The following is a 14,976-nucleotide window of genomic DNA, read 5'->3' as shown; positions in this document are numbered from 1 at the left end:
GGATCAGGCGCCAGCGACGCCCCGATGGCGGGCTTCGCACGGCGCCGGCCGGAACGCGGGCGCGCCTGAGGGCCAGCGACGGCGCCCCGCCGGGCGCCGGGCGCCTCAGTTCGCCTTCTGCCCAGCCGGCTGCGACGCAGGGGACGGCTGCTGCGACGGCGTCTGGCTGCCAGAGCCGTTATGCGCCTCGCCGGAAACCGCGCCGCTGGCGCCGCCGCCATCCGCCGGCGCCTCGCCCCGGTCATCCGGCGTCAGGCCCTTGCCGGGCGCTGGCGATGGGCCAGGGTCAGGGGCCGGCTGCCCTGGCTTGTGCTGTTCAGGCGTGGCGGGCGCATCTTTCCCGCCTTCCCCCGGCGCGTCCTTTGGCGCCGATGGCGCGCCATCTTTCCCGCCTGGGGGCGTGGAAACGCCAGGCTGCGGCTTGCCGGCGGGCTGGTCGCCTGCTGGCGGCTTGTCGGCTGGCGACTTGTGAGCCGGCCCGGGGGCGGCTTCGCCCTTCTGGTCCGCCGGCCTGTCCGCCGCGTTCCTGTCAGCGTTCCTGTCTTCGGCGCTTTTGCCGTCCGCGGGTTTGCCGTCCGCGGTCATGCCATTGGCGATCTTGGCGAGGATCTTTGGCAGGTCATCCGGCTCCGGCTCCAGATCACGAGCGTGATTCCACTGGAAGCGCGCCTCAAGCTTGCGGCCGGTTTTCCAGTAGGCGTCGCCGAGGTGATCATTGATCGTCGGGTCGGAGGGCTTCAGGGCAATAGCCCGCTCCAGTTCGCGCACCGCGTCATCGTAGCGGCCAAGGCGATAATAGGCCCAGCCCAGGCTATCGACGATGTAACCGTCGCGCGGGCGCAGGGCCACGGCCTTGTGCAGCATGTCGAAGGCTTCCTTCAGGTTGATCCCCTGATCCACCCAGGAATAGCCGAGGTAGTTGAGCACCACGGCCCGCTCGCGCCCGTCGCCGTCCGGCGCCAGCTCCAGCGCCTGCTTCAGGTCGGCTTCCGCCTTCGCCCATTGCCTGGCGCGCTCGTAAGACATGCCGCGGAAATAATATAGCGACCAGAAACGCGGCTCAGGCTTTCCGGCCCGGGCAATGGCGGTGGTGTAGGCGTCCGCCGCCTTCAGCCATTCCTTCTTGCTGCGATACAGGGCGCCGAGGGCCGAGGCGGCGTCCACGTCATCCGGGCGTTCCTTCACCAGCTTTTCGAGATGCGCGATCGCCTCATCGCCGCGCCCCAGCCCTTCCAGGCCAACGCCAATCTGGATGTCGGCGGACGCGCGCATGGGCGACGTCGCCGGAATGGCCCGGTAGACGGCGATGGCGTCCTGCGGCTTGCGCAGACGCTCGTAGATATCGGCCAGCGTGATCAGGGCCATCTCGTTCTTTGGCTCCAGATAGAGCGAAAGCTGGAGATAGATCATGGCGGCCAGTTCATCGCCCTGCTGGTTGCCGGCGGCGCCGAGGCCATACAGCACTTCCGCCGCGCCCTGCTGGGCGGTGGCGACCAGCGGCGGCAGGGTCTTGCCGGCCTTGAGTTCATTGAGCGATGTCGCGGCGATCGGCTGGCGCGGGGCCAGCTTCAGAAAGGCGTCGTAAGCGGCGGTCGCGGCGTCGCGATCGCCCACGCCGGACAGATAGCGGCCGTAGGCGTCAACCACGCGTAGCGTCGTGCGTTCCATGGCGTAGGCGGCATTCATCCGCCGGTCGGCCTCGGTGCGGAATTTGGGGCCGCCCAGCGCCGCGATCAGGCCGCCATGATATTCGCGGAACAGGGTGAAGGCGTTCACCCCGCGCAGCTTGTCGGCCGTTTCCAGCGCCTTTCTGGTGTTGCCGGAGCCGGCCCAGCTCCACGCCGTGAGCAGGGTGGCGGTGACGTCGCTGGCGGCCGCGCCGCCGCCGCGCTGGAACTGGGCGCGCGCCTTCGCGTATTGCCCCGCCTTCAGGTCCCGCACGCCGAGGGCCAGCCGCGCCAGGGCGTTGCCGGAATCCCGGGCCAGAATCTTCTGGGCGGCGGGGAAGGCCGCCTTCATGTCGCCGCTGGCGAGGAAAGCGATGAAGGCGCGCTCCTGCAGATCCCGGTTACGCGGGTCGCTGCGCAGGGCCTCGCCAAAGTAACGCGCCGCCGCGCTGGCGTCCCGCGATGCCCCGGCGACAACCGCCGCCAGATAATTTCCTTCGAGACTCGCGGCGACGGAAGGCTCATCGGCTCCGGCTTGCCCCGCGTCGCGGCTGGCCAGCGCCGGGCCCGTCCAGCCCAGCGCGACGGCCAAGGCCATCACGCCCACAGAACGCGCGATTCCCGATGGTTGCCGAAACAGACGTATCACTGGCTTCTCGCTGATATCTGGCCATGGAAGGGCGCCCGGTCACACTGAACCACCGGGCGCATCCGGCGCCGGAGCCGGCATTCACGATCGCGGAAAACCGCTGGCGCGATTCACCACGTCGCAACCGACTCTGGCGGGAGGCAGGTTATGGCTCCAGACAATGGCCGTTTTGGGCCATCGCGGCAAGCGGCCGCCGGTCAGTCCGTTACGGAAGGGGACGCCCTTGGCCCGCCCGGCCGCATCCGCGCCAGCTTGCGCCGCGCCGCCAACCGCCGCGACGCACCCCCCAAAAGCAGGACGGCGGCCCAGGGGCCGCCGCGCTGTCTTACATGTTGGGATAATTCGGGCCGCCGCCGCCTTCCGGCGTGGTCCAGTTGATGTTCTGGGCCGGGTCCTTGATGTCGCAAGTCTTGCAGTGCACGCAGTTCTGCGCGTTGATCACGAAGCGCGGATTGGTTTTCGCCGCCTCGTCGTCATACATCACCTCGTACACGCCCGCCGGGCAGTACAGCCGCGCCGGCTCGCCGTACTTCGGCAGGTTCTCCTTCACAGGGATCGACGGATCCTTCAGCTTCAGGTGGACCGGCTGGTCCTCCTCGTGATTGGTGTTGGAGAGGAACACCGACGACAGCTTGTCGAAGGAGATGACGCCATCCGGCTTCGGATAGGTCAGCTGCTTCACCTGGTCGATCGGCTTCAGCGTGGCGTAATCAGGCTTGCCATGCTTCAGCGTGCCGAAGAACGAGAAGCCGAACAGTTCGTTGGTCCACATGTCGAGACCGCCGAGCACCACGCCGATGCGCGTGCCGAAGCGCGACCACAGCGGCTTGACGTTGCGCACCTTTTTCAGGTCCTGACCAACGTCGGACGAACGCCACGCCTGCTCGTACTCGATCAGTTCGTCGTGTTCGCGGCCAGCGGCCAGCGCCCTGGCGAGCTTTTCAGCCGCCAGCATGCCGGACAGCATGGCGTTGTGCGAGCCCTTGATGCGCGGCACGTTGACGAAGCCGGCCGCGCAGCCGATCAGCGCGCCGCCGGGGAAGCAAAGCTTCGGCACCGACTGCCAGCCGCCCTCGGTGATGGCGCGGGCGCCATAGCTCAGACGCTTGCCGCCTTCCAGCGTCTCACGGATGAACGGATGCTGCTTCATCCGCTGGAACTCGTCGAACGGCGACAGGGTCGGGTTCTGGTAGTTCAGGTGCACCACGAAGCCGACGGCGACCAGATTGTCCTCGAAGTGGTAGAGGAACGAGCCGCCGCCCGTGGTGTTGTCCAGCGGCCAGCCAAACGAGTGCTGCACCAGGCCCGGCTTGTGCTTGGCCGGATCGATCTGCCACAGCTCCTTCAGGCCAATACCGTACTTGTCGAAGTCGGACTTGTCGCGCAGGTTGAATTTCTTCGCGATTTCCTTGGTCAGGCTGCCGCGCGCGCCCTCGGCGAACAGGGTGTACTTGCCGCGCAACTCCATGCCGCGGGTGTAGTCGCCCTTGGGCTCGCCGTCACGGCCGACGCCCATGTCGCCCGTGGCGATGCCGATCACGGCGCCAGCGTCGTTGTAGAGCACCTCGGCGGCCGGGAAGCCCGGATAGATCTCCACCCCGAGCGCCTCGGCCTGAGCGGCCAGATAGCGCGTCACATTGCCAAGGGAGCCGATGAAATTACCGTGGTTGTTCATCAGCTTCGGCATGCCGAAGTTGGGAAGGCGAATGCCGCCCGCCGGACCAAGGTAGTAGAAGCGGTCGTCCGTCACCTGCGTCTTCAGCGGGCGCTCCGGATCATCGCGCCATTCGGGCAGCAGGCGGTCAAGGCCAATCGGGTCGATCACGGCGCCGGAGAGGATGTGGGCGCCGACCTCGGAGCCCTTCTCCACCAGCACGACGGAGATGTCCGTTCCGGCCTCGTTCGCGAGCTGTTTCAGGCGGATCGCTGCCGACAGGCCGGCGGGTCCGCCGCCGACGATCACGACATCGTAGTCCATACCCTCGCGTTCAGGCAGTTCCATCCCCTTGCTCCTCCAGACATCGTCCCTGTTGCGTTTCACCACGGTGCGGGGCCGGGGGGCGCGTCCGCGTGGCGAAACCCAAAAAGCCTGCTACATATGCCGCGCCCGGCCAGCCTTTGCCGGCCTGGCGACGCGCGCTCCGGCCGCCGCTGGGGCGGAGCCGGGCAAATGACGTAAACGGCGTTTCGCCACGGCCACGAGCCGGATGGGCGGCGACCATGGGGCGAGCGGCCAGAAACCGTTCACTTTTGAACCATTCGAGGCAGTCTCACAAGAACTGATATGGATCAACGTCCCCTTTCCACGCCTGCCTGCGTCAATTCCGCCGACCTGCCGCATGCGCCCCGTCCTGGAGACAACGCCGTGTCCCGTGGCGCGACCCGTCGCGACCGCCATTCCGGGGACCTCCACCTTTCTCATGCCCCCGCCGTCGCGCCTGTCGCGCCGCGCCGCGCGCTGTCGTAAGGTCGCGGCATGAACGGCGATACGGCGAACGGGCCGCCTCCTGATCCTGCGGATTACAGCCTTGCTGACCTCGAAACGCTGCTGGCGTTTCACATGGAGGCCGGGGCCGACTGGGTGCTGGACGAGACGCCGCATGACCGGTTCGCTGAAGTCAACGCGCCGCCCCCCCGTTTTGCTCCCGCCTGGGCGCAGAACACCGCCCAGGTGAGCGCCGCCTCTGGCGCCGCGCCGGCGGAGCGTCGGCGGACTTCGGCCCCGGCCCCCGTCACGCCGCCTGCCCCATCCCGCGCTCCTTCAACGCCGGCCGCGACGCCGCCGGCAAATTTCGCCAGCGCGGCGGATGAGGTGGCGCTCCAGGCCGGCGAGATCGCCCGCGCCGCCACGAGCCTTGAGGCCCTGCAGCAGGCCATGGCCGCCTTCGACGGCTGTTCGCTGAAACGCACGGCGCGCCAGCTGGTGTTCGGCGACGGGGCCCCCGACGCCCGGGTCATGTTCGTTGGCGAGGCGCCTGGAGCGGAAGAGGACCGTATCGGCAGGCCGTTCGTGGGTCGCTCCGGCCAGTTGCTGGACCGCATGCTGGCGGCCATCGGCCTTGACCGCAGCAAGGTCTACATCGCCAACACGGTGCCATGGCGGCCGCCGGGCAACCGCACGCCGACGCCGCAGGAATCAGCCATCTGCCGTCCGTTCATCGAACGGCAGATCGCCCTCGTGGGGCCCGATGTGCTGGTTTGCCTGGGCGGCCCCTCGGCCCAGGCCCTGCTTGGCGTCCGCGAAGGCATCCTGCGCCTGCGCGGCCGCTGGTCCGCTTACGAGGCGGGCGACATCCGCATCCGGGCGCTGCCGACCCTGCATCCGGCCTATCTGCTCCGCTCACCGCTCCAGAAACGCCTTGCCTGGCGCGATTTTCGCGCCATTCGCGCAGCGCTGGATGAAGGCGCGGGAACCACGGCGACAACCGGCGGCAACGCCTGACCGGGACAACTGACCGGGACGGCTAACCTGGCGGCTCCCCCGCCTGCGCGTCCATCATCACGGCTGCGCACCCGTTAAAGCTGCGCGTCCTGGCTAAGCGTGTTGCATGACTGGACCTTGCCCGATTTCAGCCCTGTCATGAACCAGCGGGTGCGCTGGGCCGACGTGCCATGGGTGAAGCTGTCCGGGACGGCGAAGCCCTGGGACTGCTTCTGCAGCCGGTCGTCGCCGATGGCGGCGGCGGCGTTCATCGCCTGCTCCACGTCGCCCTCCTCCAGCGAGTTGTATTTCTGGTTGCTGTTGTTGGCCCAGACGCCGGCCAGGCAATCGGCCATCAGCTCCACCCTGACGGACAGGGCGTTGCGCCCGGCGGTCGACATGGAGCGTTTGGCCCCCTCCACCTTGTCCAGGACGCCGAGCAGGTTCTGCACGTGGTGCCCCACCTCGTGGGCCAGCACATAGGCGTAAGCAAAATCACCGCCAGCCCGGAACCGCTGCTTCATCTCCTGGAAGAACGCCAGGTCGATGTACACCGTGCGGTCCAGCGGACAATAGAACGGCCCCATGGCCGCCTGCGCGGCGCCGCAGGCGGAGCGGGTGGCGCCGGAGAACAGCACCATGCGCGGCTCCTGGTAACGCACATTGAGCTGTTGCGGCAGCACCACCTTCCAGACGTCCTCCGTATTGCCCAGCACGGCCGCCGCGAAGCGCCCTGTCTGGTCCTGCGGCGGCGCCGACGGCTTGCCCTGTTGCGGACGCGGCGCCTGCTGTTCGTAGGCGGGACCACCGCCGCCAGACAGGATTTCGGCGCCAGAAATCAGCAGGCGCGGATCAATGCCCAGCGCCCAGCCGACCAGCCCGAGCACCACGATCGTGCCGAGCCCGAGGCCGCCGCGACCTCCCGGCAGCATGCCGCCGCCCGAGGGGCCGTCGCCGCGCCGGTCGTCGACATTCTCCGAGGTCCGGAAATCTTCCCACCGCATGCCGTGTCCCCTGCTCAACAAGCCCCTGCATACAACGCAGCTGGAGCCACATTGTTTATGCAAAACGCCGGGAATGTGAATTGCCGTCCTCGCGACTGACCGGATGCCGCCCGCCCGCGCCCTTGCCAATGTTCTGCATTTGTTCTTATGATATCCACAGGTCCGGCGAGTCGGGGGGCGAGTCGGGCCAGTGGCTCGCACAAGGAGGCGCGGACATGAGGGAAGCATCCCGCAATCCCCTGGAGAATCAATCCCCCGTCGCCCGGGATGACGCGGACACGCGGCCCGCCATGGCCCACGGCGGCGGCGAGCCCTGGCGCGCGCGCCAGCTCATCGCGCCGGAGCGGCGGCGCGGCCGCGGCGTGCTCATCAATCCCGCCGGCCGCTTCGAGAAGCATGCGCGCGAGGATATCGACGACGGCTGGAACTCGCTGGACGACCTGCCGCCGTTCCGCACGGAAGTGACTGTCGAGAAGCCGAAAACCATCATCACCCGCAACGCCTCGCCCGACATCTCGTTCGATCGCTCCATCAATCCCTACCGGGGCTGCGAGCACGGCTGCGTCTACTGCTTCGCCCGCCCCAGCCACGCCTATATGGGCCTGTCGCCGGGGCTCGACTTCGAAACGAAGCTGTTCGCCAAGCCGGACGCGGCGCGGCTGCTGGAGAAGGAACTGTCAGCCCGGGGCTATGAGCCGCGCGTCATCGCCATGGGAACCAACACCGACCCGTATCAACCCATCGAGCAGCGCTACCGCATCACCCGTGAGATTCTTGAGGTTCTGGAGCGCTTCAATCATCCCGTCGGCATCGTCACCAAATCGGCGCTGATCACCCGCGACATCGACATCCTGTCGCGCATGGCGGCGAAGAACCTCGCCAAGGTCGCCCTTTCGATCACCACCCTTGATCCAAAGCTGGCGCGCTCCATGGAGCCGCGCGCCGCCACCCCCTCGCGCCGCCTCGACGCCATCCGCAAGCTGGCTGACGCGGGCGTGCCGGCCTCGGTGATGGTCGCGCCGGTGATCCCCGCCGTGAACGACGACGAGATCGAACGCATTCTTGAGGCGGCGCACGCCCACGGCGCCCGCGAGGCCGGCTATGTGATGCTGCGCCTGCCCCATGAGGTGCGCGACGCCATGTGGACCTGGCTGGAGAATGAATGGCCGGACAAGGCCCGTCGCGCCCGCGCCCTGATGCGCCAGTCGCGTGGCGGCAAGGATTACGACGCGACCTGGGGCGACCGCATGGTCGGCTCCGGCCCCTATGCCTGGATGACCGGGCGCCGCTTCCAGCTCGCCTGCGCCCGCATCGGCTTCAACAAGGAGCGGCGGCGGCTCGACGTCAGCCAGTTCCGCGCCCCCAACAGCGCCGTGACGGCGGGGCAGCTGTCCCTGTTCGGGCTCGACGACGCCCCCGCCGCCCGGCCGGCCCGGCGCCCCATCGACCCCGTGCGCCCTATCCGCACGCGGGCGGACGCCAATGGCCTCGCCTTCCTCGACAACGCCGCCCACGCGTAGAACGCCAGCGCGACGCCCTGGCCCCGGGGGTTGATTCCCGGCCGCGTCCGGTTCACCTGGAAGCCATGGCGCGCAAACCGACGGCTGAAGCCCTGACTGATTCGCTGATCCTGTTCCCGGAAGGCCCGGTGTTCGACCGGGAGGAGCGACTGCGGGCGCGCGGCGTCTGGCCGGTGGCCGGGATCGATGAGGTCGGGCGCGGCCCCCTCGCCGGCCCGGTGGTGGCGGCGGCGGTGGTGCTCGACCCTGCTGACGTGCCCGACGGTCTGAACGACAGCAAAAAGCTGACCAGGGCGGCGCGCGATCGGCTGCACGATGAAATCATGGCCCGCGCCCTGCATGTCAGCGTCGCCAGCGCCTCGGTGTGGGAGATCGACGCCACCGACATCCGCAAGGCGTCGCTCACCGCCATGAGCCGCGCCGTCGCCGCCCTGCCCGCCGCGCCGGCCCATGTGCTGGTAGACGGCCGCGACCGCCCCGCCGTGCCCTGCGACGCCGACGCCATCATTGGCGGCGACGCGCTGGTCGCCTCCATCGCCGCCGCCTCCATCGTCGCCAAGGTGGCGCGCGACCGGATGATGGCGCGGCTCGACGCCATCTGCCCGCAGTACGGCTTCGGCAAACACATGGGCTACGGCAGCGCCGCCCACCGCGCCGCCATCGAAACCCATGGCGCCTCCCCCTGGCACCGCCTCAGCTTCGCGCCCTTCCGCCTGATGCCGGAGCACGCCGGAGAACTGGCGCGCCGCCGGCAGTCGACCTGGTCACCGTAAGTCCGGCCCGGCGCGCCGGCACAACGGCGCCCGCCGCCTGTTCGCCGCGATCCGGGCATAACGGCCCATCGCTCAGGACGGAGTTGAAGACTTGGGAGCCGGGCCGCGCCCCGGGCGACCAACCTCATCGCGACCAGACGCCATCGCCATCGGGCCTCGCTGCAGGAGCAACCGGGGGGACGCGGAGGCGACTTCCGACGCCTGTACAACCGGTGACGTCTCTACAACCAGTGATGTTTTCATAACCTGCCAGGAACACCAGCGACCATACCCCGGCGGCGCGTTCGCGCGCCCGGCCAGGCCTGGCGCTCCATCAGGGCTGGTGTTCCACCAAAGATTATTTTGGCAAAGTGTATTTCGCCAACGACATCCAGTTCCCGGCAAATGGCCGCCGGGCGCGAGAACCCCACGGGAAAACGCCCGACATTTCAGTCAGGTTCCTGAAAGGAAAGCAAAGTCAGGAAAAGATCCCAAGGTCCCTCAACCACTTGTCCAGCGCCTCCTCGCCCACATGCTCCGCGCCAGCATCCAACCCGCCGACCCGCGCCCCTGACGCGTGGGGCGCGCCGCTGGGCATGGACAATGTCCCCGCCCGCGCGCTTCTGGCCCGCGCCTCCGCAACCCGCACGTGATACGGCTGGAATTCCCGGGCATCTGACGAAGCGCCTCTCAGCGGAACCCCGTTTCTGTAGCGGATGATGCTGGGGTTCGACGCCTCAAGCTCCCCCAGGCCAGATACGTCGCCATCGTACAGTGCGCGAGCCAAAGCATCTGGAAAAGCGTCCACTCTCCTCCGCGAATAACCAATGACAGTAACGTTCGGCAAATCCAATGACATCCGCTCGACATACGACGGTACAGTTTCGTAACGCGCGTCCTTCAGCTTCTCCCCCGACCGCGCAAAACAAACCTCAACCATATTAAGCCCCGCGTCGCCCTCCCTTATATCCCTGGAATAAAATTCAGGAGGTCGCGGAACCCCACCCTCAAGCGGCCACTTCTCGAACAAACAGCGTCCACCACTGTAGGTATTATCAATTCCGTTACGCTTAGTTTTGGCGCGCAACGTATAATTTTTCTGACCACCATAAGACCATACAAACATAGCACTATCTCTACTATGTACTATTTCAGTAATAATTGGCTCCGGCATATTTATCTCCGGCGGATTAATTTGCATAATCAGAAATTTTACAACATCTGCATTTATTTTAATTATAATGAAATAACTCAAAAGATCTATAAAATAACTTGCAGGTCCACGTGGTTAGCCAACGGTTAAGCGCGCGGCGCTGATCCACGGCGCCTGTCCCATCTGTGCCGGATCGGGACAGGCCCCCGAAACCGGAAACGTCGCCTTTACCCCGTCTGTTCACCATGCCGTCCTGTGAGTTGCGTAACCGGCAGGGCGATATGGAAGTTTCACGAGCCAGGATCGCTGGCGTCAATTCCCGGATCAAGGTTGTGCGTACCGGGCTGACCGCGTCAGCCGCCCTGCCGGGCTCACCCCCAGGCGAGTCTCTTTCAGGCAGGCATGCCGCCAGCGCGTTGCCGCTGGACCGGATCATTCCCGGCGACTGCCTCGCCGAACTGCAGCGGCTGCCGTCGCAGAGCGTCGATCTGGTTTTCGCCGATCCGCCCTACAATCTGCAGCTGGAAGGCGCCCTGACCCGCCCCGACCACTCCCAGGTGGATGCGGTGGACGACGACTGGGACAAGTTCGACAGCTTCGCCGAATACGACGCCTTCACCCGCGCCTGGCTGGCCGAGTGCCGCCGCGTGCTGAAACCGGACGGCGCCCTGTGGGTCATCGGCTCCTACCATAACGTGTTCCGTGTCGGCGCGATCCTTCAGGATCTCGGCTACTGGATCCTCAACGACATCGTCTGGCGCAAGGCCAACCCGATGCCGAACTTCCGTGGCCGCCGTTTCACCAACGCCCACGAAACCCTGATCTGGGCGACGCCCACCCGCTCGAAGCGCTATACCTTCCACTATGAGGCGCTGAAAGGCGGCAATGACGACCTGCAGATGCGCTCGGACTGGTTCATTCCCCTGTGCACCGGCGACGAGCGCCTGAAGGACGCCGACGGGCGCAAGGTGCACCCGACCCAGAAGCCCGAGGCGCTGCTGGCCCGCGTGCTGCTGTCATCCTCCAATCCGGGCGACGTGGTGCTTGATCCCTTCCTTGGCTCCGGCACCAGCGCGGCGGTGGCCAAAAAGCTCGGCCGCCGCTTCATCGGCATCGAGCGCGATCCGGTTTACGCCAAAGCGGCGCAACAGCGCGTGGACGCGGTGACCCCGATCGATCCGCAGGCGTTCGCCGCCGCGCCGGCGAAGCGCTCCGAGCCGCGCGTCGCCTTCCTGTCGCTGATCGAGGCCGGCCTGATCGCCCCTGGCGAAATGCTGGAAGACGAGCGCCGCCGCCACAAGGCGCTGGTGCGGGCCGACGGAACCTTGCAACTTGGCCCGGCGGTTGGCTCCATTCACAAGATCGGCGCCCTGTCCCAGGGCCTGCCGTCCTGCAACGGCTGGACCTACTGGATGATCGAGCGCGACGGCCAGCGCCTGCCCATCGACGCCTTGCGCGGCGAATACCGCCAGACCCACCGCGCCGCCGCCTGAACGGCGGCGACGGACGATTTACCGCCGAAAATTATCGCAAAAACAAAGCCGGCCGCGCGCCGGCTTTTCTCATGCCGCGCCAGGCTCCGCGCCGCCGGCAAACGCCAGCCCGTGCGCCACGGCCTTGCGCATGACATTGGGCAGGGCCGAGCCCGCCAGATCGGCCCGCCGGACCCAGCGTATGCCGGCCGGCGCGGCGAAATCCGGCGCGACGATGGCCACGAACACGGCAAGCTCCAGCCGGAAATGCGTGAACACATGGCGCACCCCGCCCGGCGCCAGCCGCCAGGGGGCGTCAAACGGCGCTTCCTGCAGCAACTCCACCGTTGCCGGCATCGCGTCGCTTTCCCGCCAGGCGCCGCCGGGCGGTTCGTCCATGCCGCCGAGCAGCCCCTCGGGCGGCCGGGTCCGCAACAGCACCGCCCCATCTGCGCGCACGCAGACAAACGCCGCCCCAAAGCGGGACGGAACCGCCTTTTTCGGCGCCTTGCGCGGAAAGCTCTCCGCATCGCCCGCCGCCCGCGCCGCGCACGGCCCCATCCACGGGCAAACGCCGCAGGCCGGCCGGCGCGGCGTGCAGATCATCGCGCCCAGATCCATCATCGCCTGGGCGAAGTCGCCGGGGCGCCGGGCCGGAACCAGCGCCTGGGTCAGGGCGCGGATGCGCGGCTTGGCGCCCGGCAGCGGTTCCTCCACCCGGTAAATACGGCTGATTACCCGCTCCACATTGCCATCCACCGCCGCCGCCGGCAGGTCGAAGGCAATGGCCCCGACCGCCGCCGCCGTATAGGGGCCAACGCCTGGCAGGGCCAGCAATCCCTCCAGCGTGGCGGGAAACCTGCCGCCGTGCTCCGCTACCACGGTGCGGGCGCAGGCGTGCAGATTGCGCGCCCGGGAATAATAGCCAAGCCCGGCCCAGGCCTGCATCACCGCCTCCGCCGGGGCCGACGCCAGGCTGTTCACATCGGGAAAGCGCGCCAGAAACCGCGCATAATAAGGCTGCACCGCCGTCACGGTGGTCTGCTGCAGCATGATTTCGGAAAGCCACACCCGGTACGGATCAGCCTGCGCGCCAGACGCCGCCCGCCATGGCAGGGTGCGCCGGTGAGCGTCGTACCACCCGAGCAACGCCGCCGGCTCAGGCCGGCTCTGCGGGCGCAGCGCGGCAAGTTCAGGGCCGCCTGATTTCCGCACGGCCACGCCGTCCCGCGCCTTGCGCTGGGCCGCCGGCGGCTCCGGTGGCGCCTCCGCTTCTGCTGGCGTTGCCCTGGCGCCCCCGCGTCGCCGGGCCGCAAACGCCCGCGCGCCGGCGGCGCCGCGCCCCGGGAAAGATGAACCAGGCGTACGCCTCACTGACAACCCGCCGTCATGAAAATATCCGATGCCCTCTTCCGATGCCCCTTGCCGTCCGCGCCAACCGGAGGCGCCGCGACCGCCTTGCCAGACCGCCGCCGCCCTGTCTGGCCCAATCGCGCCGGCGACGCTATCCGGCGCGCCGTCGCAGGCCTATATACATATATACTGTAGCGCGCGGCCGGCTCGCCCTGTCCGCGACAACGCCCAGAGCATCACGTCATGAAGCCTCCCGCCCGCCCTTCCCGTCCGGTCCCCCTCGCCGATCTGCTCGACCGCTGTCTGGACAAGGCCCTGGCGTCCCAGGGGTTCGCCGCCAGCGACATCCTGCTGGCGTGGGAGGATATCGTCGGCCCGCGCCTGGCCCAGTACGCGCGTCCGCTGCGCATCAACTGGCCGCGCCAGCCCCGCCATGGCGACGCGCCCAAAACCCCGGCGACGCTGGAAGTCCTGGCCAGCAGCGCCTTCGCCCTGGAGTTGCAGCACACGGCGCCGGTGATCATTGACCGCATCAACGCCCATTTCGGCTGGCGCTGCATTGGCAAAATTCTCATCCGCCAGGGGTCGCCGCCGCGCCCGGCCGCGCCGACGCCCGTTCCGGCCATTGATCCACAGGCGCGGCGGCAGGCCGAATCGCTCACCGCCCGCGTCGAAGACGAGCGCCTGCGCGGCGCCCTCACCCGTCTTGGCGCCGCCGTGCTGAGCCGACCCGCCGCCGGCTGAGCCGGCCCCGGGTAGCGCGGCCGGCCCCGCCTGCCGCCAATCCCGGCGGTCAACGGAGCGCGATGCCCTCAAGGTTCCGCGCGGTCCGCTGCCTGCCAGCCCGGCCGGCAATTGATCCTGGACGGCGCTTCAGACATGCTTCCGCCCGAATTCCGGGGGGAATTACATCACCCGGGACCATGCCCACGGTTCACAGGGCGCATGGTCGCCATCTGGACGGAACACGGCGGGAACCTGACCGCCACCGTCCCCCGTTGATATATTTTGAAGCCGGCTGCCCCGGCCAGGAGCATGAGATGATCACACGTCGCCGCCTGCTGGAAACCATGGCCATTGGTGCAGCCCTCACCGTAGCCGGCGGCCTGGGCCTCGCGCCCGCGATGGCGCAAACCGTCAGCGCCCAGGAGCTCGGCGAGGCCGGCCCCCTCGGCGACGTGACGCTGGGCGACAAGGGCGCGAAGGTCCATGTCATCGAGTACGCCTCGCTGACGTGCTCCCATTGCGCCGATTTCCACAACACCACCTTCCCGGAGTTCAGGAAGAAGTACATCGACACCGGCAAGGTGCGCTTCACCCTGCGTGAATTCCCGCTCGACCCCCTCGCCGCCGCCGGTTTCATGCTCGCCCGCTGCGAAGGCAACGACAAATATTATCCGGTGACCGATCTGCTGTTTTCCCGGCAGAACGACTGGGCGTTCACCCAAAAGCCGCTGGAAGGCCTGACCAACCTGCTGAAGCAGGCCGGCTTCACCCAGGAGAAGGTGGAAAACTGCCTTAAGGACCAGAAGATTCTGGACGCGGTGAACGCCGTGCGTGATCGCGGCGCGAAGCTTGGCGTGAACTCGACGCCGACTTTCTTCATCAATGGCAAGACCTACCGCGGCGCCCTCTCCATGGAAGATCTCGACAAGGCCCTGAAGCCCCTCCTCGGCGAGTGAGCCCGGATGATTCTGATTCTGTCGCGCGCGCCAGCGCGCGACGACATGGCCGGCGCCTTCGGGGGCCGGCCTTTCTTTTTTGCGGACGACTCTACATCCACAAAGCGCATTTGCCGCGCCAAACCAGGAGATTCGGGGCTTTGTTGGGGAAACGGCGGGCGACAGCCGCCTGGTCATCGCTCCATTGCGACAGGGAGGTTAAAACACCCTTCAGATCAACCGGATGCAGCGAAAACCCGAATCTGTTTCACCACATGTCCGCCCATCCACCGCTACGCCCGACATTACGCCTCGGCGCAAAGA

At 67.6% G+C, this 14,976-nt stretch carries 10 protein-coding genes and 1 pseudogene; 6 read left to right on the top strand and 5 right to left on the bottom strand.

The window, feature by feature from the left end; translation table 11 throughout:
• Positions 1–105: 105 nt before the first annotated feature.
• Both EV666_RS02120 and EV666_RS02115 read right to left on the bottom strand, forming a co-directional pair.
• Positions 106–2,265 carry a tetratricopeptide repeat protein gene (locus EV666_RS02120; RefSeq protein WP_132002237.1) on the bottom strand — a complete coding sequence of 720 codons (2,160 nt, stop codon included), beginning with the start codon at positions 2,263–2,265 and terminating at the stop codon, positions 106–108.
• Between the two features lie 376 nt (positions 2,266–2,641).
• On the bottom strand, positions 2,642–4,318 hold the full coding sequence (locus EV666_RS02115; protein ID WP_245514153.1) for an electron transfer flavoprotein-ubiquinone oxidoreductase: 1,677 nt from the start codon (positions 4,316–4,318) through the stop codon (positions 2,642–2,644).
• Positions 4,319–4,792: 474 nt separating this feature from the next.
• On the opposite strand from EV666_RS02115, the gene EV666_RS02110 reads away from it, so the two are divergent.
• The gene (locus EV666_RS02110; RefSeq protein ID WP_132002234.1) at positions 4,793–5,758 is read left to right on the top strand and encodes a uracil-DNA glycosylase; all 966 of its coding nucleotides are present in this window, start codon (positions 4,793–4,795) and stop codon (positions 5,756–5,758) included.
• Between the two features lie 74 nt (positions 5,759–5,832).
• On the opposite strand, the gene ypfJ is transcribed toward EV666_RS02110, so the two are convergent.
• Complete coding sequence (gene ypfJ / locus EV666_RS02105) at positions 5,833–6,741, bottom strand: KPN_02809 family neutral zinc metallopeptidase (RefSeq protein ID WP_132002231.1); 909 nt, start codon at positions 6,739–6,741, stop codon at positions 5,833–5,835.
• A 290-nt stretch (positions 6,742–7,031) separates the two neighbouring features.
• Here ypfJ and EV666_RS02100 point away from each other — a divergent pair.
• Both EV666_RS02100 and EV666_RS02095 read left to right on the top strand, forming a co-directional pair.
• Positions 7,032–8,141: pseudogene (locus EV666_RS02100) on the top strand (PA0069 family radical SAM protein); the annotation flags it as partial.
• A gap of 185 nt (positions 8,142–8,326) precedes the next feature.
• A complete protein-coding gene (locus EV666_RS02095; RefSeq protein ID WP_132002228.1) occupies positions 8,327–9,034 on the top strand; it encodes a ribonuclease HII in 708 nt (235 codons plus the stop codon).
• Positions 9,035–9,491: 457 nt separating this feature from the next.
• Here the strand turns inward: EV666_RS02095 and EV666_RS02090 are convergent, their stop codons facing one another.
• The gene (locus tag EV666_RS02090) at positions 9,492–10,268 is read right to left on the bottom strand and encodes a hypothetical protein (protein WP_132002225.1); all 777 of its coding nucleotides are present in this window, start codon (positions 10,266–10,268) and stop codon (positions 9,492–9,494) included.
• A 179-nt stretch (positions 10,269–10,447) separates the two neighbouring features.
• Here EV666_RS02090 and EV666_RS02085 point away from each other — a divergent pair, with 179 nt between their 5' ends.
• A complete protein-coding gene (locus tag EV666_RS02085) occupies positions 10,448–11,659 on the top strand; it encodes a site-specific DNA-methyltransferase (RefSeq protein ID WP_132002222.1) in 1,212 nt (403 codons plus the stop codon).
• A gap of 69 nt (positions 11,660–11,728) precedes the next feature.
• On the opposite strand, the gene mutY is transcribed toward EV666_RS02085, so the two are convergent.
• Positions 11,729–12,853 (bottom strand): A/G-specific adenine glycosylase, encoded by a 1,125-nt coding sequence (gene mutY / locus EV666_RS02080; RefSeq protein WP_245514152.1) that lies wholly within the window; start codon positions 12,851–12,853, stop codon positions 11,729–11,731.
• Positions 12,854–13,234: 381 nt separating this feature from the next.
• Between mutY and EV666_RS02075 the strand changes: the two genes are divergently transcribed.
• Positions 13,235–13,735: a DUF721 domain-containing protein gene (locus EV666_RS02075; protein WP_132002219.1), complete on the top strand. Its 501-nt coding sequence runs from the start codon at positions 13,235–13,237 to the stop codon at positions 13,733–13,735.
• Between the two features lie 296 nt (positions 13,736–14,031).
• Positions 14,032–14,673: a DsbA family protein gene (locus EV666_RS02070; RefSeq protein ID WP_132002216.1), complete on the top strand. Its 642-nt coding sequence runs from the start codon at positions 14,032–14,034 to the stop codon at positions 14,671–14,673.
• Positions 14,674–14,976 lie beyond the last annotated feature (303 nt).

The organism is Camelimonas lactis, from assembly GCF_004342915.1.
Taxonomy (GTDB): domain Bacteria; phylum Pseudomonadota; class Alphaproteobacteria; order Rhizobiales; family Beijerinckiaceae; genus Camelimonas; species Camelimonas lactis.
Note: the sequence above shows the minus strand (reverse complement) of the source record. Positions and strands in the feature narration are given on the sequence as shown.